The 24,258-nt window shown below is 38.7% G+C and carries 19 protein-coding genes, 2 tRNA genes and 1 other annotated feature; of the genes, 20 read left to right on the top strand and 1 reads right to left on the bottom strand.

Features of this window, described 5'->3' with window-relative positions:
• Nucleotides 1–277: 277 nt before the first annotated feature.
• The 15 genes from dnaA (at nucleotide 278) to M3210_RS07480 (ending at nucleotide 18,647) form a co-directional block, all read left to right on the top strand.
• Nucleotides 278–1,624 (top strand): chromosomal replication initiator protein DnaA, encoded by a 1,347-nt coding sequence (gene dnaA, locus M3210_RS07550; RefSeq protein ID WP_251512899.1) that lies wholly within the window; start codon nucleotides 278–280, stop codon nucleotides 1,622–1,624.
• Nucleotides 1,625–1,805: 181 nt separating this feature from the next.
• Complete coding sequence (gene dnaN, locus M3210_RS07545; protein ID WP_251512898.1) at nucleotides 1,806–2,942, top strand: DNA polymerase III subunit beta; 1,137 nt, start codon at nucleotides 1,806–1,808, stop codon at nucleotides 2,940–2,942.
• 355 nt (nucleotides 2,943–3,297) lie between these two features.
• Nucleotides 3,298–3,516: a S4 domain-containing protein YaaA gene (yaaA, locus tag M3210_RS07540; protein ID WP_251512897.1), complete on the top strand. Its 219-nt coding sequence runs from the start codon at nucleotides 3,298–3,300 to the stop codon at nucleotides 3,514–3,516.
• Nucleotides 3,517–3,520: 4 nt separating this feature from the next.
• Nucleotides 3,521–4,651 (top strand): DNA replication/repair protein RecF, encoded by a 1,131-nt coding sequence (gene recF / locus M3210_RS07535; RefSeq protein ID WP_251512896.1) that lies wholly within the window; start codon nucleotides 3,521–3,523, stop codon nucleotides 4,649–4,651.
• A gap of 8 nt (nucleotides 4,652–4,659) precedes the next feature.
• Nucleotides 4,660–4,953, top strand: a complete 294-nt coding sequence (gene remB / locus M3210_RS07530; RefSeq protein WP_251512895.1) for an extracellular matrix regulator RemB — start codon at nucleotides 4,660–4,662, stop codon at nucleotides 4,951–4,953.
• A 177-nt stretch (nucleotides 4,954–5,130) separates the two neighbouring features.
• Nucleotides 5,131–7,050 (top strand): DNA topoisomerase (ATP-hydrolyzing) subunit B, encoded by a 1,920-nt coding sequence (gene gyrB, locus M3210_RS07525; protein ID WP_251512894.1) that lies wholly within the window; start codon nucleotides 5,131–5,133, stop codon nucleotides 7,048–7,050.
• Between the two features lie 141 nt (nucleotides 7,051–7,191).
• Entirely contained in the window at nucleotides 7,192–9,687 is a 2,496-nt protein-coding gene (gyrA, locus tag M3210_RS07520) for a DNA gyrase subunit A (protein ID WP_251512893.1), read from the top strand.
• 81 nt (nucleotides 9,688–9,768) lie between these two features.
• Nucleotides 9,769–10,881 carry an HD-GYP domain-containing protein gene (locus M3210_RS07515; RefSeq protein WP_251512892.1) on the top strand — a complete coding sequence of 371 codons (1,113 nt, stop codon included), beginning with the start codon at nucleotides 9,769–9,771 and terminating at the stop codon, nucleotides 10,879–10,881.
• 30 nt (nucleotides 10,882–10,911) lie between these two features.
• Nucleotides 10,912–12,126: a carboxylate--amine ligase gene (locus tag M3210_RS07510; protein ID WP_251512891.1), complete on the top strand. Its 1,215-nt coding sequence runs from the start codon at nucleotides 10,912–10,914 to the stop codon at nucleotides 12,124–12,126.
• A gap of 251 nt (nucleotides 12,127–12,377) precedes the next feature.
• The gene (gene guaB / locus M3210_RS07505) at nucleotides 12,378–13,853 is read left to right on the top strand and encodes an IMP dehydrogenase (RefSeq protein ID WP_251512890.1); all 1,476 of its coding nucleotides are present in this window, start codon (nucleotides 12,378–12,380) and stop codon (nucleotides 13,851–13,853) included.
• Nucleotides 13,854–14,061: 208 nt separating this feature from the next.
• Complete coding sequence (locus tag M3210_RS07500; protein WP_379595960.1) at nucleotides 14,062–15,399, top strand: serine hydrolase; 1,338 nt, start codon at nucleotides 14,062–14,064, stop codon at nucleotides 15,397–15,399.
• A gap of 73 nt (nucleotides 15,400–15,472) precedes the next feature.
• Nucleotides 15,473–15,703: a binding site (T-box leader), on the top strand.
• A gap of 49 nt (nucleotides 15,704–15,752) precedes the next feature.
• Complete coding sequence (serS, locus tag M3210_RS07495; protein ID WP_251512889.1) at nucleotides 15,753–17,021, top strand: serine--tRNA ligase; 1,269 nt, start codon at nucleotides 15,753–15,755, stop codon at nucleotides 17,019–17,021.
• Between the two features lie 114 nt (nucleotides 17,022–17,135).
• Nucleotides 17,136–17,228, top strand: a tRNA-Ser gene (locus M3210_RS07490).
• Nucleotides 17,229–17,679: 451 nt separating this feature from the next.
• Nucleotides 17,680–18,501, top strand: a complete 822-nt coding sequence (gene proC, locus M3210_RS07485) for a pyrroline-5-carboxylate reductase (protein ID WP_251512888.1) — start codon at nucleotides 17,680–17,682, stop codon at nucleotides 18,499–18,501.
• A gap of 73 nt (nucleotides 18,502–18,574) precedes the next feature.
• Nucleotides 18,575–18,647, top strand: a tRNA-Arg gene (locus M3210_RS07480).
• Nucleotides 18,648–18,708: 61 nt separating this feature from the next.
• Here the strand turns inward: M3210_RS07480 and M3210_RS07475 are convergent.
• Complete coding sequence (locus M3210_RS07475; RefSeq protein ID WP_251512887.1) at nucleotides 18,709–18,915, bottom strand: hypothetical protein; 207 nt, start codon at nucleotides 18,913–18,915, stop codon at nucleotides 18,709–18,711.
• Nucleotides 18,916–19,397: 482 nt separating this feature from the next.
• On the opposite strand from M3210_RS07475, the gene acsA reads away from it, so the two are divergent.
• The 5 genes from acsA to M3210_RS07450 all read left to right on the top strand — a co-directional run bounded on the left by acsA (nucleotide 19,398) and on the right by M3210_RS07450 (nucleotide 24,229).
• Entirely contained in the window at nucleotides 19,398–21,101 is a 1,704-nt protein-coding gene (gene acsA / locus M3210_RS07470) for an acetate--CoA ligase (RefSeq protein ID WP_251512886.1), read from the top strand.
• Nucleotides 21,102–21,186: 85 nt separating this feature from the next.
• Nucleotides 21,187–21,948: a class I SAM-dependent methyltransferase gene (locus tag M3210_RS07465; protein WP_251512885.1), complete on the top strand. Its 762-nt coding sequence runs from the start codon at nucleotides 21,187–21,189 to the stop codon at nucleotides 21,946–21,948.
• Between the two features lie 39 nt (nucleotides 21,949–21,987).
• Nucleotides 21,988–22,551, top strand: coding sequence for a GNAT family N-acetyltransferase (locus M3210_RS07460; RefSeq protein ID WP_251512884.1), 564 nt, complete (start codon nucleotides 21,988–21,990; stop codon nucleotides 22,549–22,551).
• 152 nt (nucleotides 22,552–22,703) lie between these two features.
• The gene (locus M3210_RS07455; RefSeq protein ID WP_251512883.1) at nucleotides 22,704–23,330 is read left to right on the top strand and encodes a kinase; all 627 of its coding nucleotides are present in this window, start codon (nucleotides 22,704–22,706) and stop codon (nucleotides 23,328–23,330) included.
• A 44-nt stretch (nucleotides 23,331–23,374) separates the two neighbouring features.
• Nucleotides 23,375–24,229, top strand: coding sequence for a metallophosphoesterase (locus M3210_RS07450; RefSeq protein ID WP_251512882.1), 855 nt, complete (start codon nucleotides 23,375–23,377; stop codon nucleotides 24,227–24,229).
• Nucleotides 24,230–24,258: the final 29 nt, after the last annotated feature.

Below are 24,258 nucleotides of genomic sequence, written 5' to 3'. Positions count from 1 at the left end.
CAGCCTGTGGATAGTTTTGTGGATATCAATTCACAGCTTCTTTATTAAAATTTCCACAGATTTGTGGATAGAGTTTATAAATCATGTTAAACTTGAAAGACTCCATACATTTCATCCACAGCCTATTATGGAATTTACTTTAAACGCCTTTTCCATTCGACTGATCGAGGGAGGCTTTTTTCTGTCTTTCATTAAACATAAAGCGTGGAAAACAAATAACCCTACAATACAACACTATGTGTAATAATCATCCCATTAGAAAGGAGTGACTTCCCGTTTGGAAAATATTGATGAGCTTTGGCAAGCTGCTTTAGAAAAGATTGAAGAAAAAGTGAGTAAACCTAGTTATGATACATGGTTAAAAAATACAAAGGCTGTAGATTTAAGTAAAAATACATTAATCATTTCTGCACCTAATGAATTTGCGAGAGACTGGTTGGAAAACCAATATACAAAAGTCATCAATGAAGTAGTTGAAGAAGTAACTGGCTCAAAACTAGAAACGAAATTCATCATTCCTGATTCTTCCAAAGAGCTGGAGGAAACAAAAGAAGTTACAAAGGAAATACAACCTCAAGGAACTTACAATGACTTCCCAAAATCAATGTTAAATGAAAAATATACATTTGATACATTTGTTATCGGAGCTGGAAACCGTTTTGCTCATGCAGCTTCCCTTGCTGTAGCAGAAGCGCCTGCCAAAGCGTATAATCCCTTATTTATTTACGGGGGAGTTGGTTTAGGGAAAACACATTTAATGCATGCAATCGGCCATTATGTCAGAGAACATAACCCAGATGCCAAAGTCGCTTATGTAACTTCAGAGAAATTCACAAACGAATTCATTAATGCAATCATGGATAATAAATCGAATGCTTTCCGCAATAAATATCGAAATATAGATGTTCTATTAATAGATGATATTCAATTCATCGCCGGAAAAGAATCTACGCAGGAAGAATTTTTCCATACTTTTAATGCATTACATGAGGAAAGTAAACAGATTATTATCTCTAGTGATCGCCCTCCAAAGGAAATTCCGACATTAGAAGACAGATTGCGATCCAGATTTGAATGGGGCCTAATAACCGATATCACCCCGCCAGATCTTGAAACAAGAATTGCGATATTAAATAAAAAAGCAAAAGCGGAAGGTCTCGAAATTCCGAATGAAGTCATGCTCTATATCGCCAATCAAATCAATACAAATATTAGGGAACTCGAGGGCGCGTTGATTCGTGTTGTTGCCTATTCTTCCTTAGTAAACCAAGATATTGATGCAGCCCTGGCTGCCGAGGCTTTGAAAGATATCATTCCTAGCAATAAGCCAAAGGAAATTACAGTGGAAGGAATTCAAGAAGTAGTTTCTCGGAAATATAATATTCGCATGCAGGATTTTGCCGCGAAAAAGCGGACCAAATCAATTGCCTTCCCTAGACAAATAGCAATGTACTTATCAAGGGAGCTTACAGATTTGTCTCTTCCAAAGATTGGTGATGAATTTGGAGGAAGGGATCATACAACTGTTATACATGCTCATGAAAAAATATCAAAAATGATTGCAGATGATACAACATTTAGTCAAGAAATTGATGAATTGATCGAAACAATCAAATCGATGTGATATTTTCCTTGTGTAAACTGTTCATAACAAATTACACATATAAACATATTGTTAACATGTGTAAAACCATACTGAAAAAGATATCAAGGAACTTATCCACATATCAACAAGCACTATTACTATTATTACTATCTTTTTATAATAAATAATATATATAGAACTTCCATTAGGAGGATATTTTATGAAATTCACAATCAAACGAGATTTATTGATGGCAGCTGTACAAAATGTAATGAAAGCTATCTCATCACGAGCAGTCATCCCTATTCTTTCTGGAATGAAAATTGAAGCAAGTATACATGGAATAAAATTAACAGGAAGTGACTCTGATATTTCTATCGAATCATTTATTCCTAGTGAAGAAAATGGAAATGTGAACGTAGAAAATATTGAGCCTGGAAGCATCGTTCTTCAAGCAAAATATTTTCCAGATATTGTACGTAAACTTCCGCAAGATACCGTGGAATTTATAGTTGATGACAATCATCAAGTTCAAATCAGTTCAGGAAAAGCTGAATTCACACTTGTGGGCCAAAGTGCAGAAGAGTACCCTCACCTTCCACGAATTGAAGCGGATCAAAGTTTCGAAATGCCGATACCATTAATTAAAAATATGATTAAACAAACTGTCTTTGCTGTATCGACTATGGAAACACGTCCAATTTTAACCGGAGTGAATATGCATTTGGAAAATAATGTCCTTAACTTTACAGCAACGGACAGCCATAGATTGGCAATGCGCAAAACAACGATCGAAGCAACTGAAGTAGAGTTTCATAATGTTGTTGTCCCAGGTAAAAGTTTGAATGAATTGAGTAAAATCTTAGATGATGCAGAAGAAACAGTTGAAATCAGTGTAACGAATAACCAAATCTTATTCCGTACCAAACATTTAAGCTTCCTCTCACGCTTACTTGATGGTAATTATCCGGAAACATCTCGTTTGATTCCGGAAGAAAAGAAAACTAGTATCACTGTAAATACAAAAGAATTATTAAATACAATCGATCGTGCTTCATTACTTGCTAGAGAAGAAAGAAATAACGTGGTCAAATTAACGACAGAAGGAAATTCAGTTGTTGAAATTACAAGTAATTCACCAGAAGTTGGAAATGTCCATGAAGAAATTGTTGTGGAATCCGTTGAAGGTGAAGATTTGAAAATCTCTTTCAGCTCGAAATACATGATGGATGCATTAAAATCCATAGAGTATGATGAAATTACGATTGATTTTACTGGAGCAATGCGTCCATTCGTACTTGTTCCAAAAGAAGATGATTCCATATTGCAATTAATCCTGCCTGTAAGAACTTATTAATTTAATTTCCTGGATACACGCAAGAAAACTCTTGTCCACATGTGGATAAGAGTTTTTCTGTATTGATTATATGAAAATTAAGTTTTCCGCTGTGGATTACATCCAAAAAGAACATCAAAACTTGTTTTTTCTTTCTCATTATTTTTTTGGTCAAAGGGGAAATGGAATCTCGAATGCTGAAATAAACAAAAATAAGCCCCTGAGAGAAGTTTTTCGATACTTTTAGGGTCTTACCTTTCATAATTGCAAAAACTTTAGTAAAATAGGTTTATAGAGTTTTTATCGGTAAATACTGTTATTAAGCAGTCATGAGACAAAATAATAAAATATTTTCATTAAGAAAACTGGTGATGACATGCAAGAAGAAGTAAAAATATCGACGGAATATATTACATTAGGTCAATTTATCAAGGTTCTGAATGTACTGGAATCGGGTGGAATGGTAAAAGCATATCTACAAGAGCAAGGTGCTGTTGTTAACGGGGAGCTTGAGCATCGCCGCGGGCGCAAACTTTACCCCGGAGATACCGTTGAATTAGAAGGTAATGCCTATATCGTTGGTTCCGAGGATTAACTGCATGCATATTGAACAGTTAATCCTGACCAACTTTAGAAACTATGACGAGCTCAACATCACGTTTGACGATAAGGTGAACGTCATTATCGGCGAAAATGCTCAAGGTAAAACAAACCTCATGGAAGCAATTTATTGTTTAGCTTTCACAAAATCCCATCGTACTCCAAAAGAGAAAGAACTTATTCAATGGGACCGAGAGTATGCTAAAATAGAAGGTAGAGTAAAAAAACGAAATCAAACCGTTCCACTTGAAATGACCATCTCATCCAAAGGGAAAAAGGCAAAATTAAATCATTTAGAACAACGCAGACTAAGTGATTTTATTGGTGCACTTAATGTGGTTATGTTTGCCCCCGAGGATTTAACTTTAGTAAAAGGTCCTCCCCAAACACGTAGACGATTTATCGATATGGAGCTTGGTCAAATTCAAGCAACCTATATTTATCATTTAGCACAATATCAAAAAATATTAAAGCAACGAAATTCTCTTTTGAAACAATTACAACGCAGGGAAATTACAGATGTCACCATGCTGGAAATCCTTACCGAACAATTGATCCAACATGCTGTCATTATTCTTCATAAACGATTCCATTTTTTAAAATTATTACGGAAATGGGCAGCCCCCATCCACCACCAAATCAGCCAAGAATTGGAAGAGCTTGAAATAAAGTATGATGCGAGTATTGATGTGGATGAGCAGGACACAACGGAACAAATCATGCTGCGCTTTCAGGAAAAATTCGCAAGCATCCAAGACAAGGAAATCGATCGTGGTACAAGTTTAGCTGGCCCCCACCGTGATGATTTGATTTTTTACGTGAATGGAATCAATGTGCAAACTTATGGTTCGCAAGGTCAGCAGCGTACAACTGCTTTATCTTTGAAACTTGCAGAAATTGAATTGATTCAAAGTGAGATTGGAGAATACCCGATATTGCTATTGGATGACGTGTTAAGTGAGCTGGATGATTTTCGCCAATCCCACTTATTGAATACGATTCAAGGAAAAGTCCAGACCTTTGTTTCGACGACCAGTGTAGATGGCATACATCATGAAACACTGAACAAAGCTGAAATTTTTCGAGTCACAAAGGGAACGGTCACCACAGAGAAAACCAAAGGGGGTTGAGTCTTTACATGTTTATTGATATTGGTAATGGAAATGTCATTCAAACCTCCACCATTGTTGCTATGATCGATTATGAATTAATATCATCTTCAGGACTTTTACAAGAGATGGTGAACCAAGAAAAAGAAGAAGAAAATATCAAAGGTCCGCGGAGATATGTAAAATCCATGGTCGTTACAACAGAAGAAACCTATTTCAGCACCCTATCCATCGCAACACTGAAAAAACGCACGAGCATCAAATCAGTAATCAAACATATCGACGACTACTCGGAATATGATTCCCATCTTTATGATGTTTAATATAAATTGTTTTTATAAATATGTATGCTGATCGACTATATTAATACTCTTTAATTAGTTTCTCAAGTGAATGTAGTTTTCATGCAACAGGACAAGAATGGACATACAGATGGAAGAGAAAGCTAATTTGTTTATCGAGAATGATTCTTTAATAAAAGAAATGAGTGTGAAAGAAATATGGAAGAAAAAGTAACAAACAACCAATCCTATGATGCGGAACAAATACAGGTTCTTGAGGGCTTGGAGGCTGTACGGAAACGTCCAGGAATGTACATCGGTTCAACGAGTGGAAAAGGTCTTCACCATCTTGTCTGGGAAATTGTCGATAACAGTATTGACGAAGCCTTAGCTGGATACTGTGACCATATCCAAGTCATCATTGAAGAAGACAATAGTATCACCGTAAGAGATAATGGGCGGGGAATTCCTGTTGGTATTCAAAAGAAAACAGGTCGTCCTGCGGTAGAAGTCATCATGACAGTCCTCCATGCCGGTGGAAAATTCGGTGGTGGCGGATATAAAGTTTCAGGTGGACTACATGGGGTTGGGGCATCGGTCGTTAACGCCTTATCATCTCAACTTGATGTAAAAGTGCATCTCGATGAAAAAATCCACTACATCGCATTTGAACGTGGAAAAGTAGTGGATGAACTTCAAGTGATCGGTGAAACAGACCGCCAAGGAACAGAAATTCACTTCAAACCAGATCCAGAAATTTTCACTGAAACTACCGTATATGATTTTGACATATTGGAACAGCGTATTAGAGAGCTGGCATTTTTAAATAAAGGCTTGACGATTACGTTGGAAGATAAACGAGATGACCGAGAACCTATCAGTTATTATTACGAAGGTGGGATTAAATCCTACGTAGAATATATTAACCAAAATAAAGAAGTGCTTCATGAGCCGTTTTATGCCCAAGGAAGCAATCAAGGTATTGAAGTCGAAGTATCGATTCAATACAATGATGGATTTGCTTCGAATTTATATTCCTTCGCGAACAATATCCATACGTACGAAGGCGGTACTCATGAAGTCGGTTTTCGTACAGCATTGACTCGTGTCGTTAATGAATATGCACGTAAAAGCAATATTTTAAAAGATAATGATGATAATTTAACGGGTGATGACGTCCGTGAAGGTATGACAGCAATCGTTTCTGTAAAACACCCAGACCCGCAATTTGAGGGTCAAACGAAAACCAAATTAGGAAACAGTGAGGTCCGTACCGTTACGGATCAAATATTCAGTGAAGCTTTTCAAAAATTTCTACTGGAAAATCCAAGTATCGGAAGAACGATTGTAGATAAAGGGATGATGGCATCCCGTGCTCGTGTTGCAGCGAAAAAAGCAAGAGAACTGACGAGAAGAAAAGGTGCGTTGGAAATCTCCAACCTTCCTGGTAAGCTTGCGGATTGTTCTTCTAAAGATGCTGCTATCAGTGAGCTATACATCGTTGAAGGTAACTCTGCCGGTGGTTCTGCAAAAGCTGGAAGGGACAGACATTTCCAAGCAATTTTGCCGCTTCGAGGTAAAATATTAAACGTTGAAAAGGCAAGGCTTGACCGCATTCTCTCCAATGCTGAAATCCGTTCGATGATTACAGCGATTGGTACTGGAATCGGTGAAGATTTTAATATAGAAAATGCGCGCTACCATAAAATCATCATTATGACAGATGCGGATGTTGATGGTGCCCATATTCGTACATTATTGCTCACGTTCTTCTTCCGTTACATGCGACCGCTTATTGACAATGGTTATATTTATATCGCACAACCGCCGCTTTACCAAATCAAACAAGGTAAATCGTTGCAATATGTGTATAGTGATGAGGAATTGCAACAGGCTCTTTCTAATATGTCGGACACACCAAAGCCAGCGATTCAGCGTTATAAAGGGCTTGGTGAAATGGATGCGGAACAACTTTGGGATACGACGATGGACCCGGAAACCCGGACATTGCTTCAAGTCCAGTTAACTGATGCCATCGAAGCGGATCAAGTATTTGATATGCTGATGGGAGATAAAGTTGAACCACGTCGTAACTATATTGAAGAAAATGCAAGATACGTACAAAACTTAGATATTTAGTTCTAAATATCGTTGAATATGAGATTGTATGTTTTGAAAAACAAATTTTAATTTATTTGTAAATGAGGAGCGGGGTCATTCCCCTCTTTTCATTTCGTCTGTATAGGGAGTTTTGTTTTTTCCCGACTAGGAGGTAACAGAATGGCCGAAGAACGTAAAAATGTTCAAGAAGTGAATATTAGTAATGAAATGCGAACATCTTTCCTTGATTATTCAATGAGTGTTATCGTATCAAGGGCTTTACCGGATGTTCGTGATGGCATGAAGCCGGTACACCGCAGAATTATCCATGCGATGAATGATTTAGGAATGCATCCGGATAAAGCATATAAAAAGTCTGCCCGTATTGTTGGGGAAGTAATCGGTAAGTATCACCCACACGGTGACACTGCAGTTTACGAAACGATGGTACGGATGGCGCAAGATTTCAGCTACCGCCATATGCTTGTAGACGGTCATGGAAACTTCGGATCTGTCGATGGAGACCAAGCGGCAGCAATGCGTTATACAGAGGCAAGGCTTTCAAAAATTTCAATGGAGCTCGTCCGTGATCTGAATAAAGATACGGTTGATTTCCGTGATAACTATGATGGTTCTGAACGGGAGCCAGAAGTCTTCCCTGCCCGTTTTCCAAACCTGCTTGTAAACGGAACGTCAGGAATTGCGGTCGGAATGGCGACGAATATTCCTCCTCATAATCTTGGGGAAACGATTGACGCGGTACTTGCTTTGTCAAAAGACCCAGATATTACAATTGAGGAAATTATGGAATATCTTCCAGGTCCAGACTTCCCTACTGCCGGAATTATCATTGGCCGGAGTGGAATCCGGAAAGCCTATGAAACTGGAAGAGGCTCCATTACGATGCGGGCAAAAGTGGAAATTGAAGAACATGCCAACGGTAAATCGACAATCCTTGTTAAAGAGTTGCCGTATCAAGTGAATAAAGCAAGACTTGTAGAAAAAATTGCTGAACTTGTCCGTGATAAAAGAATTGAAGGTATTACCGACTTAAGGGATGAATCCGGTCGTGAAGGTATGCGTATCGTGATGGAAGTCCGTCGAGATGCAAATGCGAATGTGATTTTAAATAATTTATATAAATTTACAGCCCTCCAAACGAACTTTGGTGTAAATACGCTAGCCCTTGTAGATGGACAGCCAAAGATTTTAAATATTAAACAATGTCTCGAACACTATCTTGATCACCAAGTAGTTGTAATCAAACGACGTACTGCTTTTGAATTGAAAAAAGCAGAAGCCCGTGCCCATATTCTAGAAGGCTTGCGGATTGCACTGGATAACTTGGATGAAGTGATCAGCTTGATCCGTAATTCCAAAACAACGGAAATTGCTCGTGAAGGATTAATGACACGATTTAAGTTATCGGAAAAACAAGCCCAAGCAATTCTCGATATGCGACTCCAGCGTTTGACCGGTTTGGAGCGGGAGAAAATTGAAAATGAATATAGTGAATTGATGGCTCTGATTGCTGAATTAAAAGCTATCTTAGCGGATGAAGAAAAGGTATTGGAGATTATCCGTGAAGAGTTGACGGAAATTAAAGAGCGCTTCAGCAACGACCGTCGTACGGAAATTGTTGCAGGTGGGATTGGCTTCTTCGAGGATGAAGATTTAATCCCAGAGGAGAATATTGTAATCACCCTCACCCACCAAGGCTATATTAAACGTTTGCCAGCTTCAACTTACCGTACACAACGTCGCGGTGGCCGGGGTATTCAGGGGATGGGTACGAATGAAGATGACTTCGTTGAACATTTAGGTTCCTGTTCGACCCATGATACACTGTTATTCTTTACGAATAAAGGTAAGGTATATAAGCTTAAAGGCTATGAAATTCCAGAATTCAGCAGAACGGCAAAAGGAATTCCGATCATCAATCTACTGCAAGTGGAAAATGATGAATGGATCAATGCCCTTATTGCGGTGAAAGAATTCGACGAAGATGCTTACTTATTCTTCACGACGAAATACGGAATTGCTAAGCGTACTTCCTTGTCCCTGTTTGCCAACATACGTAAAGGTGGTCTCATTGCCGTTCATTTACGGGATGATGACGAGCTTATTTCTGTTCGTTTAACTGATGGAACGAAAGATATGATGATAGCTACAAAACAAGGATCCCTCATCCGCTTTGAGGAAGAGCAAATTCGTCCGATGGGAAGAACTGCTGCAGGTGTGAAAGGTATTTCCTTACGTGATGACGATGAAGTAGTATCGATGGAAATTATTGAACCAGGTTCAAATATTCTTCATGTTACGGAGAAAGGCTATGGTAAACAAACACCAGAATCTGAATACCGTAGAATCAATCGAGGCGGTAAAGGTGTACTTACTTGTCGAGTGACGGATAAAACAGGAGAAGTTGTTACTGTTAAAGCTGTTTCTGGAGAAGAAGATTTGATGTTGATCACGATTGCTGGTGTATTGATTCGTATCCCAGTAGCAGAAATTTCTCAAACTGGAAGAAGTGCAATGGGTGTTCGACTCATCCGTCTACAGGATGAAGAGTCGGTAGCAACTGTTGCCAAAGTGGAAGAGGATAAAGAGTTGGACGAAGAAGTAGAAGCAGAGGAACTTGACGTCCAAGAAACAGATGAAAATATAGAGGAATAATCAAGCTTTCAAGTGACTCATGTTTAACGTAACTCGTTTGACTTGAGTCACTTTTCCCATTTCTATGTTGGAGGTGAAGGCATGCGCGTACATCCGTCACAATTAATTGAAGGTTGTATACTAATGCAGAATGTCCTAGGAAAATCAGGTCGTCCGATCATGCCGGCAAAAACTGTTTTGACGGATAACCATATTACCGTTTTACATAAATTTTTAATTGATTCAGTTGAAGTTTCTTCCAAGCTTGAGGATGGAAAAACGTATATGCCGAAAGAAGTTGAAGTTATAGAGAAAATACAGCCACAAATTAAGGAATCTGAGATTTACTCAGAGCAGGAGGAGCTCCCTCCCTTCTCTACTCATTATTTACAAGCGGTGGAAGAATACAAACGGTTCTATACAGAATGGAATAACGGCATTCCTATCGATATGTCCAAAATCAGAAGATCAATCATTCCATTACTTGAACGAATAGAAGAGCTCGATATGGAAATATTTACGTTGCATCAATTTGGAACGGCAAAAGATTATAATTACCATCATAGTGTCGCTATCAGTCTTATTTCCGCGTTTTTAGGCAAGGAATTGGGGTATCGTAAAGGAGAATGGATTCAACTTGGACTTGCTGGTTATTTATGCGATGCAGGAATGACGAGAGTGGATTCTGAAATTATTTCAAAAGGTGACCCGCTCACCGAAAGCCAGCACCAAGAAATTCGTAACCATTCCACGTACTCTTATCGGATGGTGGAAAATATAACAGGTCTGTCAAAAGCGGCAAAAATAGCAATCCTTCAACACCATGAACGGATAGACGGGAGCGGCTATCCACTTGGACTAATGAAGGATAAAATCAATACATATGCTCGGATTCTTGCAGTAAGTGACACTTATCATGCAATGACGAGTGAACGTTTATATAAAGCACAACAGCCAATATTTAAAGTCATTGATGAAATTGCACATGAACGGTTCACGAAGCTGGATCCGCTCATCGTCCGAAAATTTATTGAGAGCTTAACAGCACGGGCGGTCGGAAAAACAGTCTCCTTAACGAATAATAAAAAAGGGGAAATTGTTTTTATCGACAAGAGTCATTTAACAAGGCCGATTGTGAAACTGCATGATACAGAAGAGATAATCAGCTTGCAGATGAACCCCGGGCTACATATCGAAGAAGTAATGTTAGATTAAAATCAATTGTAAGTAGAAACAGGAGGCAATATGAGTAATCAACCTTTTATACCAATAATCATCGGAACAGATATTAATGCCTACAATATGGCAATATCCTTCCATGAAGCTTATCATATTCACCCCATCCTAGTTGGGAAGCAAGAAATGGGATTCACTAGTTTTAGTACAATCCCGGAACGAATTGATATTCATCCAGATTTAACCGATGAAGGAAGATTCGTTCCTATATTGGGGGAGTTGGCTAAGGAATTAAGCAGCCGTAATAAAAAATTAGTTCTTGTCGGTACAAATGATGCATATGTGCGTTTAATTATAGAAAATGAAGCAGCACTGAAAGAATATTATCATTTCAACTATATTTCCGAAGAGCTTATGAATAAGCTTCAAAAGAAAGCAAACTTCTATAAGCTTTGTGAACAGTATGGAATCGACACTCCAACGACCCATTTTTATGACTGTAAGGATGAAGCTCCTTTCCAAGAGGAAATGATTTATCCGATCATCATAAAACCAAGTAATGGAATTGAATATTACAAACATCCCTTTACCGGTCAGGAAAAAGTGTACCGGGTGAACTCGGATGAGGAACGAGATAAAGTCATTTCCATGATTAAGGCAAGTGGCTACCGCGATGAATTGATTATCCAAGATTATATTCCGGGCGAGGACACGTATATGTGGGATTCTGTCCTTTATTTGAATTCGGAAAGTAAGACTCAGCTAGTGACATTTGGACAAGTTGTCCTTCAGGAGCATACGGCTACCGCAATTGGCAATTACACGTCTGTCCTTACCAGATACAATGAGGATATGATGAAGAAGCTGCAGCGATTTTTAGAAGAGCTTGGTTATGTTGGTTTTGCCAATTTTGATATGAAATACGATGAGCGGGACGGGAAGTTTAAGATATTTGAAGTGAACATCCGACAAGGACGCTCCAGTTATTATGTGACAGCCCTTGGACATAATATGGCGAAATACATTGTAGATGATGTCATTTTTGGGAAAGATAAACCAGTGACTTATCTGAATGAAGAATTTCTGTTCACCGTTGTGCCACGTATTGTGTTGAATAACTTTGTGGAGGATGAGACCGTTAAGAAAGATGTTAAGCGACTCATCAAGGCTAAGAAATGGGGTAATCCCCTCTTCTATAAAAAAGATAAGAGTCTGAAGCGTAAATTTTATATGTTGCTGCGCCAGTTCAATTATTATCGAAAATATAAAAATAACCAGTGGTAGCAGTAACTATTTGAACCTGATTATTTAAGATGGATAGCAAATAAATGGGAAATGATTTTTCTTTTTAAGCAATAGATAAAAGGGAAAGTCATTTCCTGACTGTTCGTAAAAATTGTGAATCTATTTACTATTCCCATTAAGTTCGAAGTGGTTGAAAAACCGCGATATTTAGCGTAAAGTAAATAAAAATAACTTATAACTTATAGCTAATCAACGGGATAAAGATTTATAAATAATTAGGAGGCTAGAACATGCGTGAAGATAAATTTGGCAAAGAAGGCTTAACGTTTGATGACGTATTATTAGTACCTGCAGAATCAAATGTACTGCCTAGGGATGTGAAGCTCGATACTCAACTATCGGAAAAATTGAAATTAAAATCCCCTTTTATTAGTGCTGGGATGGATACCGTAACAGAAGCTGAGATGGCGATTGCGATGGCCCGTCAAGGTGGTTTAGGGGTAATCCATAAGAATATGACGATTGAAGAGCAAGCAGAAATGGTGGACCGTGTAAAACGTTCAGAAAGTGGCGTCATTACCAACCCATTTTTCTTAACACCTGAACACCAAGTTTATGATGCTGAACATCTTATGGGTAAATTCCGTATCTCCGGAGTACCGATTGTGAATGATATTGAAGAACAAAAACTTGTAGGTATTTTGACAAACCGTGATCTTCGCTTCATTCAAGATTATTCCATCCAAATTTCTGAAGTGATGACGAGCGAGAACCTTGTTACTGCTCCAGTCGGTACGACGTTAGAAGAAGCTGAGAAATTACTACAACAGCATAAAATTGAAAAGCTTCCACTCGTTGATGACAATAATATTCTAAAAGGTTTAATTACCATAAAAGATATTGAGAAAGTAATTGAGTTCCCTAACTCTGCAAAAGATTCCCAAGGAAGATTGCTCGTTGCAGCTGCAGTTGGTGTGACTGGGGATTCTCTGAATCGTATTGAAAAATTGGTGGAAGCCGGTGTGGATGCAGTTGTTATCGATACGGCCCATGGTCATTCAGCTGGTGTACTTAACCAACTGAAAAAAGTAAGAGCCGCTTTCCCTGACTTAGATATCATCGCAGGAAACGTGGCAACAGCAGAAGCAACCGTTGCTTTAATCGAAGCAGGTGCATCTGTTGTTAAAGTCGGAATCGGCCCTGGCTCGATTTGTACAACACGTGTTGTCGCAGGTGTCGGTGTTCCACAAATTACCGCTGTTTACGATTGTGCTAAAGCTGCAGCAGAATATGGAGTTCCTGTCATTGCCGACGGAGGAATCAAATATTCTGGTGATATTGTAAAAGCTATTGCAGCGGGTGCTCACGCGGTCATGCTCGGAACGTTATTTGCAGGTACAACTGAAAGCCCAGGTGAAACAGAGATATATCAAGGTAGAAAATATAAAGTTTATCGTGGTATGGGTTCACTTGGTGCGATGAAAGCAGGATCGAAAGATCGTTACTTCCAATCTGAGACAGAGGATACGAAGAAGCTCGTACCAGAAGGAATAGAAGGACGAGTCCCTTATAAAGGGGCATTAACGGATACGTTCCATCAATTAGTTGGTGGTTTACGTGCTGGTATGGGTTATTGTGGTTCAGCGACAATTGAAGATTTGCGTCTCAATGGTCAGTTTGTACGAATCACTAATGCTGGCCTTCGTGAGAGCCATCCACATGATGTGCAAATTACGAAAGAAGCTCCGAACTACTCGATACAATAATCTTTTAAGACATAATAAGAACGCCTATTATTCAACTATGAAGATAGGCGTTTCTTTTTGTGAGAAATAACATAGCTAGATTTCAACCCTATGAATCAGGTAAGGAGCTTCGTATTGTTTAATGTCCATCTATTTTTTTAAGTCGAAATATGATAGAATAACTAGGTGTTACATATTAAAATCTTTAATTATGTTGGAGGTAAGAAAGTTGATTCAAGTTACTAGAAAAAGTGTATCAATGATACTCGCTCTTGTATTGTTGTTCACGACGTTTACGATACAACCGCTAACCGCAAATGCAGAAAGCACCCTTGATTTAAATGCAGAGTCTGCCATCTTAGTTGATGCAGGTACCGGAAAAGTCCTCTATGCGAAAAACGCAGATGTTGCCCTTCCTCCAGCAAGTATGACTAAAATGATGACCGAATATCTTGTCCTGGAAGCAATTGAAAATGGACAAATTAGTTGGGATACGACAACTCAAATAAGTGATTATGCATATAAAATCTCCGCGAACATTTATTTTTCTGGAGTAGGTTTAACACAAAATAAAGATTATACTGTAAAAGATTTATATAATGCAATGGCCGTATTCTCTGATAATGCAACAACCATTGCACTTGCAGAGTTGATTGCAGGTTCTGAAACTGAATTTGTAAAAATGATGAATGATAAGGCTGAGGAATTGGGCCTCTCCGAATATTTATTTGTAAATAGTACTGGTCTTGATAACTCTAGTTTAGGTGATGATGTCCCTGAAGGAACTGATCCAAATGCGAGTAACTTATTATCCGCAAGATCTGCAGCTCAATTAGCTTATCATTTGGTAAATGATTTTCCGCATGCATTAGATATTTCAAGCCAGACGGAAGTGGATTTCGAAGGTTATACGATTGAAAACTTGAACTGGATGCTCCCTCATGAAGCAACCTTCTTACAACAATTCCATTATGAAGGAATGGATGGATTAAAAACAGGAAATACTGATCTTGCTGGATACACTTTCACAGGTACAGCAGAGAGAGATGGCAAGCGTCTTATCACCGTTGTAATGAAAACCAACTCGAAAGAGGAACGTTTCCGTGAAACGGCAAAACTTCTTGATTATGGATATAATAACTTCCAGAGTGAGGAATTATTCGCAGCTGGCTATCAATTAGAGGATGAATCTACCCTGCCAGTCGCTAAAGGTAAGGAAAAAGAAGTGAGTGTTTCTATTAGTGATCCAGTTTCTATGCCAATTAAAGCAGATGAAGCAGAACTGTACAGCTTAGAATATCATATTGATGAAGAGAAGTTGAATGAAGAAGGCGAACTCGTCGCACCGATTGAAAAAGGTGAAAAGGTTGGAACTGCTACACTCGTCTATCAAGGCGAAGCAACCGATCACGGTTATATTTTTGAACAAGAAGCAGTATCTGTTGACCTAGTCAGTGACGAAGCCGTTGAAAAAGCTAACTGGTTCATGCTCACTCTTGGAGCAATCGGTGACTTTTTCGGTAATGTCTTCACGACAGCTGTCGATTGGATTAAAGGATTATTTTAATTGATCGGCTTGTAGACAATGTACACTTGCATTTTTAAAATAAATCGGCTATGATGATAGAAAATATTAATAACTAATAGTACTGACAGGAAGTAGTAGCAAGTTATTCTTCACTTAGAGAGTCGATGGTTGGTGCAAATCGATGTAGAATGCTTGTGAATCCATCCTTGAACTGGTTTATGGAAATAGATATATTCTAGAGTAAATAAACCCGGGTCCCTGCACCGTTAAAGCAGCTGAGCCGGAAGAGGATTTCCTCTTCAACAAGGGTGGCAACGCGGGAATTTAAACTCTCGTCCCTATTTTTGGGACGGGAGTTTTTTGTTATTTAAAATAAAAGGAGGAAAAATATTATGTTAGACATGAAGTTTTTACGTAATAATTACGAAGAAGTAAAAGCAAAATTGCAGCACCGGGGTGAAGATTTATCCGAACTTGATACGTTTGGTGAATTGGATGAAAAGCGTCGTAAATTAATCGCTGAAACCGAGCAGTTAAAAGCTAAAAGAAATGCTGCGACACAAGAAATCGCAAAGTTGAAGAAAGAAAAGCAGGATGCTGAACCGGCAATCAAAGAGATGCGTCAGGTTGGAGAAGAAATCGGCAAGCTGGATAAAGAGTTGAAAGAAGTGGAAGAAAGACTGGAACAGGTCATGTATTCCATTCCGAATATCCCACATGAAAGTGTGCCGATCGGGGAAGACGAAGACGATAACGTTGTTGCCCGTGAATGGGGTGAACTTCCTAAGTTTGGATTTGAAATTCAAGCCCATTGGGATATTGCAACAAACTTATCTATTGTAGATTTTGAACGTGCAGCTAAGGTGACAGGAAGCCGATTTGTCTTCTATACAGGGCTTGGAGCAAGACTTGAACGTGCACTAATCAACTTCATGATGGATTACCATGCGGATCAACATGGTTATACAGAAGTGCTCCCTCCACAGATTGTAAATCGTGCGAGCATGACTGGAACTGGGCAACTTCCGAAGTTTGAAGAGGATGCCTTTAAGTTAGAGGAATGGGACTACTTCTTAATCCCGACGGCAGAGGTGCCTGTCACGAACTATCACCGTGATGAAATTTTACTTGATTTACCGAAAAAGTACGTTGCGTACAGCGCTAACTTCCGTTCTGAAGCGGGTTCTGCAGGACGTGACACAAGAGGCTTGATTCGTCAGCATCAGTTTAACAAAGTAGAGTTAGTACACTTCGTTAAGCCTGAAGATTCTTATGAAACTCTAGAAACGTTAACAGGTCATGCGGAAAAGATTTTGCAGGAACTTGAATTGCCATATCGTGTGATGAGCATGTGTACAGGTGACCTAGGCTTTACTGCAGCGAAAAAGTATGACATTGAAGTTTGGATTCCTAGCCAAAGCATGTACCGGGAAATTTCTTCTTGCTCTAACTTTGAAGATTTCCAGGCAAGACGTGCAGGCATCCGTTTCCGTCGTGAAGCGAATGCAAAACCAGAATTTGTGCATACTTTAAATGGTTCAGGTCTCGCGATTGGGCGAACAGTTGCAGCGATTTTAGAAAATAATCAGCAAGAAGACGGCTCTGTCATCGTGCCGAAAGTGCTTGTACCTTATATGGGTGGTCTAGAAGTTATCAAGTAAGATAGAAGGTTGGCTGTATGAGCATCTCATGCAGCCTCCCCTCATTAACAATGCCGTAAAATAATATTTGACATCATTCATGTTTTTATGATATATTATATCTTGTCTTGAAACGGAGGTATACCCAAGTCTGGCTGAAGGGATCGGTCTTGAAAACCGACAGGCGGGTCAAACCGCGCGGGGGTTCGAATCCCTCTACCTCCTCCATTTTTATAAATTCAAATCCTTTAAAAACGCTTAAGTAATATTAGGCGTTTTTTGTCATTTAATGGAGAAATTCCTAATGAAGATAAAGCTTACTAGTTATAGTCCCTCTTATATTGAAAGTGTCCTGACCCATTAAAATCCGCCCCTTGACAAAGCGATTTTTTTATCCTACTATTAACAGAAATCAAATACATTTTAGACGATGATGAGGCCAGTAATATAAGAACTATCTGACAGAAAATGGGATTCACCGGCTGAGAGATCCCTGCTGATAAGCTTGTATGAACCTACCTGGGAGTCGTTAGCTTATAAACTAACCACAGGAAACTGTGTTATCAATGAAGAGTGGGCAGATTGCCAAATTAGGTGGTACCGCGGAAGCTGATTTCCGTCCTTTTTTAGGACGGAATCAGCTTTTTTTATTGGAAATTTAAAGAAGGAGTGTATTTTTATGGATAGACGGATTTTATTTGTTGGTTGTGGTTCAATGGCAGAGGCAATCATTGCTGGTTTGTTGCAGACAAAGACAGTCGACAAAAGCCAAATTTTTGTTACCAATAAACAAGATACAGCGCGTTTAGCTTATATGAAGGATACGTATGGAGTAAAGACTTCCTATGATAAGGAAGCATTGTTTAGCCGTGCCGATGTCGTTGTTTTAGCAATGAAGCCAAAAGACTTAAAGGATTCTTTATTGACGATTAATCCTTATATAAAGGAAAATCAGCTCATCATTTCCGTGTTGGCCGGTGTAATGACGGAAACGATTGAAGAAACGCTCAACAAGAAAGTAGCTGTTATTCGGACGATGCCTAATACATCTGCCCAAATTGGGCATTCCGCTACTGCTATTACGGGTGGAAAATATGTAACTGAACAACAACTTGAATATGCAGAAAAATTATTTCAAACGATCGGTATGACCAAGATTGTATCTGAAGATGATATGCATACCGTGACAGCTGTTTCTGGAAGTGGTCCAGCTTTTATCTATTACTTTGTAGAAGCGATGAAGAAGGCTGCTTTAGAGGCAGGTATGGATGCACAGACAGCCGATGCACTGATCACCCAGACTATCATCGGTGCCGGAAAAATGCTGGAGCAATCCGGGCAGTCAGCTGATACACTAAGGAAAAATATTACGAGCCAAGGTGGAACAACCGAAGCGGGACTTCAATCTCTGCAAGCAAATGAATTTGAAAAGATTATCATGGCTTGCATTCACAGTGCAAGGAACCGCTCCTTGGATTTAGCAAAAGCTATAAAAGTTTAAGAAGTTAAGGCAGGTGCAAAAATCCTGCCTTGTTTTTTTCATCAGATTTTGTATAATAAAAACATTACTGTATGGCTCCGTAGCTCAGGGGATAGAGCGTCAGTTTCCTAAACTGTGCGTCGCAGGTTCGAATCCTGCCGGGGCCGTTTCATGAACAAAGATAAATAGTAGAACCCAGGTTTTATTTAAACCTGGGTTCTTTTCATATTAGAGATAATCTGCCATAATTCCTCTAAAGGTTAAAATGCCAACAATAATGCCAATGATACTGATGGTTATAATTAGTCCCCCAGCCATTCTTCTTTTCCTTTTTGTATCTGCACGTTGAAATAATTTCTTATCAATAAATAACACTGCGAGGCCAAAAGGCACATAGGCAAGCATCGCAGCACCTACTGCTATAACAGCTAACATCCTATCAACTCTCTCTTTTAAAAATTAACCATAAGACTATGCCACATGTATTTAAAGGCAATGATTGCCAACAAAATACCAACTATATTAAGTAGGAGAATCTTTCTTCTAGCTTTCTTTTGTTTTTCTTCCGACTTACTATTTTTAATATCTCTGTAATAAATAGTTATTGACCCTGCCGCAAATGGAAAGTAAATCATGAGTGCAATGAAGGGAAAAACTAATAATACCAATATACAGCATCCTTTCCGTGATTCATTTACCTAACTTAGTATACAATAAAAAATTAGCCTTCTGGAGGGTTTAAATGCCTATTAGATTAGAACCTTCCCTCTGCATTCTACCTGAAAAAATAAAAAATCTTATACTCAAATACTTTATATATGTCACAAAATGTTCTAAAATAGATTCAACTTACTAAAAAATTCAACAATTTAATGTTATATGAAATGTTAACGTTTACAATAAAGGAGAGATAAACGATGGACATGCAGCCAATTCCTGCTAGAGTCGGAGATTATAACTTACAGGATTACGATTCGTTCAGAGAGAACTTTACGTGGGAAGATGTTAAGAGGAAATTCAGCTGGCATACAACTGGAAAAGTGAATATGGCTTATGAAGCATTAGACCGTCATGCAGAAAATCCGGAGAGAAAAGACAAGCTGGCTTTAATTTATTCGTCATCCACTCGAGAAGAAACACTTACATTTCTTGAGTTAAGCAAGCTGAGTAATAAATTTGCAAATGTGCTTCGGAAATATGAAGTGAATAAAGGGGATCGCGTTTTCCTTTTTATGCCGCAGAGGCCAGAATTCTATACTGTCTTTTTTGGGATATTAAAAATTGGAGCAATTGCCGGTCCGCTATTTGATGAGTTTATGGAGCAAGCAGTATATGATAGGTTAGAAGATAGCGAAGCAACGGTACTTGTCACGACAGAAGAGTTACTGGAGCGTGTGCCTTATCAGGAGCTTCCTCATTTAAAGAAAATCATTGTAGTTGGAGATACTCCGAATAAAGAGAGTATCTTTATTAGCTATGATGAGGAAATGGCAGCTGCAACTGATGTATTTCCGATCGAGTGGGTCGATTTGGAAGATGGAATGTTGATTCATTATACTCCTGGATCTACAGGAAAATCTAAAGGAGTCTACCATGTCCATCATGCGATGGTGCAGCATTACGCAACGGCTGAATGGGTGCTTGATTTAAAACCATATGATATATACTTTTCTACTGCTAACCCAGGTTGGGTGGCTGGCACGAGCTACGGAATATTTGCACCTTGGCTCCATGGGATAACGAACGTTGTAGTTGATGGAGAACGAACACCGGAAAATTACTATGAAACATTGGAAAAATACAATGTATCTGTATGGTATACTTCCCCAACAGTGCTCCGACTGCTTATAAGCCAAGGAGAAAAAGTAACTAAAAATTATAATCTCCTCGCATTGAGACATATCGTAAGTGGCGGGCAGCAACTAAATCCGGAACTTATTACGTGGGGCTTGAAAGAGTTGAATTTGAGGATCCATGATACTTGGCTCATGACTGAAACAGGGGCACAACTTATTGCCAATCTTCCATGTAATGAAATTAAACCAGGTTCGATGGGGAAAGCAATTCCGGGCATAGAAGCAGCAATTATAGATAACGCAGGAAATGAACTGCCGCCGAAACAGATGGGTAATCTCGCCATCAAAGCAGATTGGCCAGCAATGATGCGGAAAATCTGGAATAACCCTGGACAATATGAAAGTTATTTCATGGATGGTTGGTATATTACCGGGGACAGTGCTTATGTGGATGAAGATGGTTATTTCTGGTTCCAAGGTCGTCTGGATGATGTCATTCATACTTCAGGAGAGCGTGTCGGCCCCTTTGAAGTAGAATCTAAATTGATTGAACATCCTGCTGTCCTTGAAGCGGGAGTAATCGGAAAGCCTGATCCGAAACATGGTGAAGTGATCAAGGCGTTTATAACGTTAAATCCGGGCTATGAAGAATCGGTGGAATTACTGGAGGAAATACGTGGATTTATAAGCAACACGTTAAGTGCCAATGCTGCACCAGATGAAATCGTAGTAAAAGAAGAAATTCCAAAAACAAGAAGCGGAAAGATCATGCGTCATCTGTTGAAGTCTTGGGAGCAAGGTGTAGATGAGGGATTAGAGATTTAGCTAAAATAAAAATCCTGTTTGATACAGGGTTTTTATTTTAGCTTATAGAAAGTACTGAATTGTAACAAAAGGGGGTGTAGATCATATGTTAGGCTACTACAGCAAGCTTTCCTCGGAAGTCTATAATCTGGACAAATATATTGGCCGCTCTTTTGGTGATGTAGAATTTTATCAAGCAAGATTAGAAGGTTGTAAAGGTCCGATTCTTGAGCCGGGCGTTGGTACAGGTCGTATTCTCGTCCCCCTTCTTGAGTACGGATTGGATGTGGAGGGATTTGACGTATCAACTGAAATGCTGGAAATATGTCAGGATAACTGTGAACAGAGAGGCTTAAAACCAATATTATACCAAGGGAAAATGGAAGACTTAAATCTAAATAAAGCCTACGAAGCTATTATTGTACCAACTGGAACATTTCTACTGTTGCATAAGAGGGAAGAATCCATCCAGGCATTGAAAAACTTCCATCGTCATCTTGTTGATGGAGGTAAGCTAATCATTGATATATTTATGCAGTCCGATTTAACAATTGATCAAGTAAGTACGAGGACTTGGGAAACAGAAAATGGTGACTGGATTACATTAGAAACAAAAATTGTTGAAGTCGATTATATCAATCAGTATACCGTGTCACATAACCGCTACGAAAAATGGCGGGATGGAATATTGGTTCAAACGGAATTGGAGCGGTTTCCGATTCGTTGGTATGGGATTGAGGAATTTAAGTTGCTCCTGGAATCAGTCGGGTTTAAAGATATTGTTATATCAGCCAATTATTATTACGGAGAGTATCCGACAAATTTAGAGCAAACCATTACATTTGAGGCAATTGTTCATAAGAAATAATTTTAACGGTCAGTTTATAAATTTAAAGGAGCAAATAAAATGGACTTTCCAGAGTTGGAAACAAAACGGATAAAATTAGTGCAAGTCGTACAAGAGCATGCTAATGCTTATTATGACATCATGTCAAGAGATGACGTCACGGTTTATTATGGGATGGATAGTTTGGAAAGTGAAAAACAGGCTGTAGAAATGATCGATTCGTTTCATTCCACATTCGAAATGAAAAGAGGAATAAGATGGGGAATCCTATCGAAGGATACTGGAGGATTTATTGGAACATTAGGTTTAAACAACCTTAATATTAAGGGGAAAAAGGCAGAGATAGGTTATGAATTGCATCCTTCTTATTGGGGTAAGGGCATTACAACGGAAGCAGTTACGAAAGTACTGCAATACTCGTTTGAGGACTTGGATTTATTTCGGATCGGCGCGGTAACCTATCCGCAAAATGAACCATCTATTCAATTATTAAGGAAACTAGGATTTTCACAGGAAGGATTACTGAGAGGATACCTCTATCAACGCAAGCAGTCACATGATGCGCTTGTTTTTTCTCTATTGAAGCCAGAATGGATAGACAGAGGAAATACTCTAGAAGTTTAATCATCCTGCTACTAAACATGACAGAAACATTTGCCAAATGGTACCATAAAGCCAGTCAGCAATGAAGCATGGTGAGGTAGGCCATGTTCCCTCTCATGATTTACTATGGTTTTGAATTCAAAATAACTTCATTGCATAGGAGGTATATGGAGTTGGTCGAATGCGACGAACTAATAAATGACATCCGTACTAATTTTAGAAATAAAAGCATGAAAAGACCATATCTTGTTGGAATCGATGGCTTGGGTGGAGCAGGTAAAACAACGTTGGTTCATCAATTGATGTCTCGTTTACAAAAATATTGCCCCGTTGTAATCATCCGTCTGGACGACCATATCGTTGAAAGAAACAAACGCTATGGAACTGGAAGAGAAGAATGGTATGAATACTACTATTTACAATGGGATATTAGTATGTTGACAGAGGAACTATTTATGAAGATCCATGAAAATTGTTCCTGCCTGACTCTCCCCTTCTATGATAAATCAAATGATACATATACGATGAAAGACATTCCGACTCCAACAAATTTTATTGTTATAATTGAAGGTGTATTTAATCAAAGGATTGAATGGATAGGATATTATGATTTTACAGTGTTTGTTGATTGTCCAAGAGATATACGGTACGAAAGAGTCTTGCAGCGAGATACATATATAGGGAGTAGAGAAAAAATATTAGATAAGTATAGAAAGCGATATTGGTTAGCTGAAGAGCATTATTTGGAAGTAGTGAAGCCGGAAATGACTGCAGATAAAATTTATAGAGTGAACTCATGACACTGGTGGATGTCCTAAGTTTGTAATAGATTGAGGTTAGAAGATTGAAGGAAAAAACGAAAAAGAAATGGTTGTATTATTTGATCGGGATGGTTCTACTAATATATTTCCTTTACTATCAAAACAATTCTTTAGTGACTAGTGAATATACCATTCCATCCAATAATCTGCCTAAAAGCTTTCATAACTATAAAATTGTTCAACTATCTGATTTGCATAGTAAGTTATTTGGCGAGGATCAAGAAGACCTGCTTAAACGGGTGAACAGGACAGAACCGGATTTAATCGTCTTTACCGGTGATTTAATTGATTCGAATAGATCCGATGAGCAAACTGGTATTCTTCTGATGGAGAAATTAATTGAGATTGCGCCGGTTTTTTATGTGACGGGAAACCATGAATGGTGGTCAGGAAAATTCAATGAATTAGAGGAAGATTTAGAATCTATCGGCGTTCAAGTCATGCGCAATACAAGTGAGTACATTACCATTGGAGAGGATAAGATTCAGATCATTGGATTAGACGACCCGGCTATCGAGGGAAGCTCTCATGCAGAAAAAGCAAAGACAGAAGAAAATATCAAAGAAGCGATCACAGGTTTTGAAGGCGAAGACCATTTTCGATTTCTATTATCACATCGACCGGAACTGTTTTCTCTTTATAGTGATTATGGATTTGAGCTTGTATTTTCAGGGCATGCACATGGTGGACAATTTCGAATTCCTTTTGTTGGTGGGTTGATTGCTCCTGATCAAGGATTATTTCCGGAGTTTACATCTGGGGAACATCATTCAGAAGGCACTACAATGATTGTTAATCGTGGGCTTGGAAATAGTATTGTTCCATTCAGGATATTTAACCGTCCAGAAATTGTTGTAGTGACATTACGTTCAGCATAAATTAGCTTATCGTTAATCCTAGATTTGCT

The sequence above is a fragment of the Oceanobacillus luteolus genome, assembly GCF_023715655.1.
In the GTDB taxonomy this organism is placed as follows: Bacteria; Bacillota; Bacilli; order Bacillales; family Amphibacillaceae; genus Oceanobacillus; species Oceanobacillus luteolus.
This window is presented reverse-complemented; position numbering and strand designations above follow the sequence as displayed.

Excerpts from the sequence above, each read along its gene's own strand:
- M3210_RS07475 (WP_251512887.1), bottom strand. The coding sequence starts at position 18,915 with ATGTTAGCTGTTATAGCAGTAGGTGCTGCGATGCTTGCCTATGTGCCT.
- acsA (WP_251512886.1), top strand. The coding sequence starts at position 19,398 with ATGGACATGCAGCCAATTCCTGCTAGAGTCGGAGATTATAACTTACAG.
- gyrA (WP_251512893.1), top strand. The coding sequence starts at position 7,192 with ATGGCCGAAGAACGTAAAAATGTTCAAGAAGTGAATATTAGTAATGAA.
- serS (WP_251512889.1), top strand. The coding sequence starts at position 15,753 with ATGTTAGACATGAAGTTTTTACGTAATAATTACGAAGAAGTAAAAGCA.
- gyrB (WP_251512894.1), top strand. The coding sequence starts at position 5,131 with ATGGAAGAAAAAGTAACAAACAACCAATCCTATGATGCGGAACAAATA.
- M3210_RS07515 (WP_251512892.1), top strand. The coding sequence starts at position 9,769 with ATGCGCGTACATCCGTCACAATTAATTGAAGGTTGTATACTAATGCAG.
- M3210_RS07465 (WP_251512885.1), top strand. The coding sequence starts at position 21,187 with ATGTTAGGCTACTACAGCAAGCTTTCCTCGGAAGTCTATAATCTGGAC.
- M3210_RS07460 (WP_251512884.1), top strand. The coding sequence starts at position 21,988 with ATGGACTTTCCAGAGTTGGAAACAAAACGGATAAAATTAGTGCAAGTC.
- recF (WP_251512896.1), top strand. The coding sequence starts at position 3,521 with ATGCATATTGAACAGTTAATCCTGACCAACTTTAGAAACTATGACGAG.
- guaB (WP_251512890.1), top strand. The coding sequence starts at position 12,378 with ATGCGTGAAGATAAATTTGGCAAAGAAGGCTTAACGTTTGATGACGTA.
- yaaA (WP_251512897.1), top strand. The coding sequence starts at position 3,298 with ATGCAAGAAGAAGTAAAAATATCGACGGAATATATTACATTAGGTCAA.
- dnaN (WP_251512898.1), top strand. The coding sequence starts at position 1,806 with ATGAAATTCACAATCAAACGAGATTTATTGATGGCAGCTGTACAAAAT.
- M3210_RS07510 (WP_251512891.1), top strand. The coding sequence starts at position 10,912 with ATGAGTAATCAACCTTTTATACCAATAATCATCGGAACAGATATTAAT.
- proC (WP_251512888.1), top strand. The coding sequence starts at position 17,680 with ATGGATAGACGGATTTTATTTGTTGGTTGTGGTTCAATGGCAGAGGCA.
- remB (WP_251512895.1), top strand. The coding sequence starts at position 4,660 with ATGTTTATTGATATTGGTAATGGAAATGTCATTCAAACCTCCACCATT.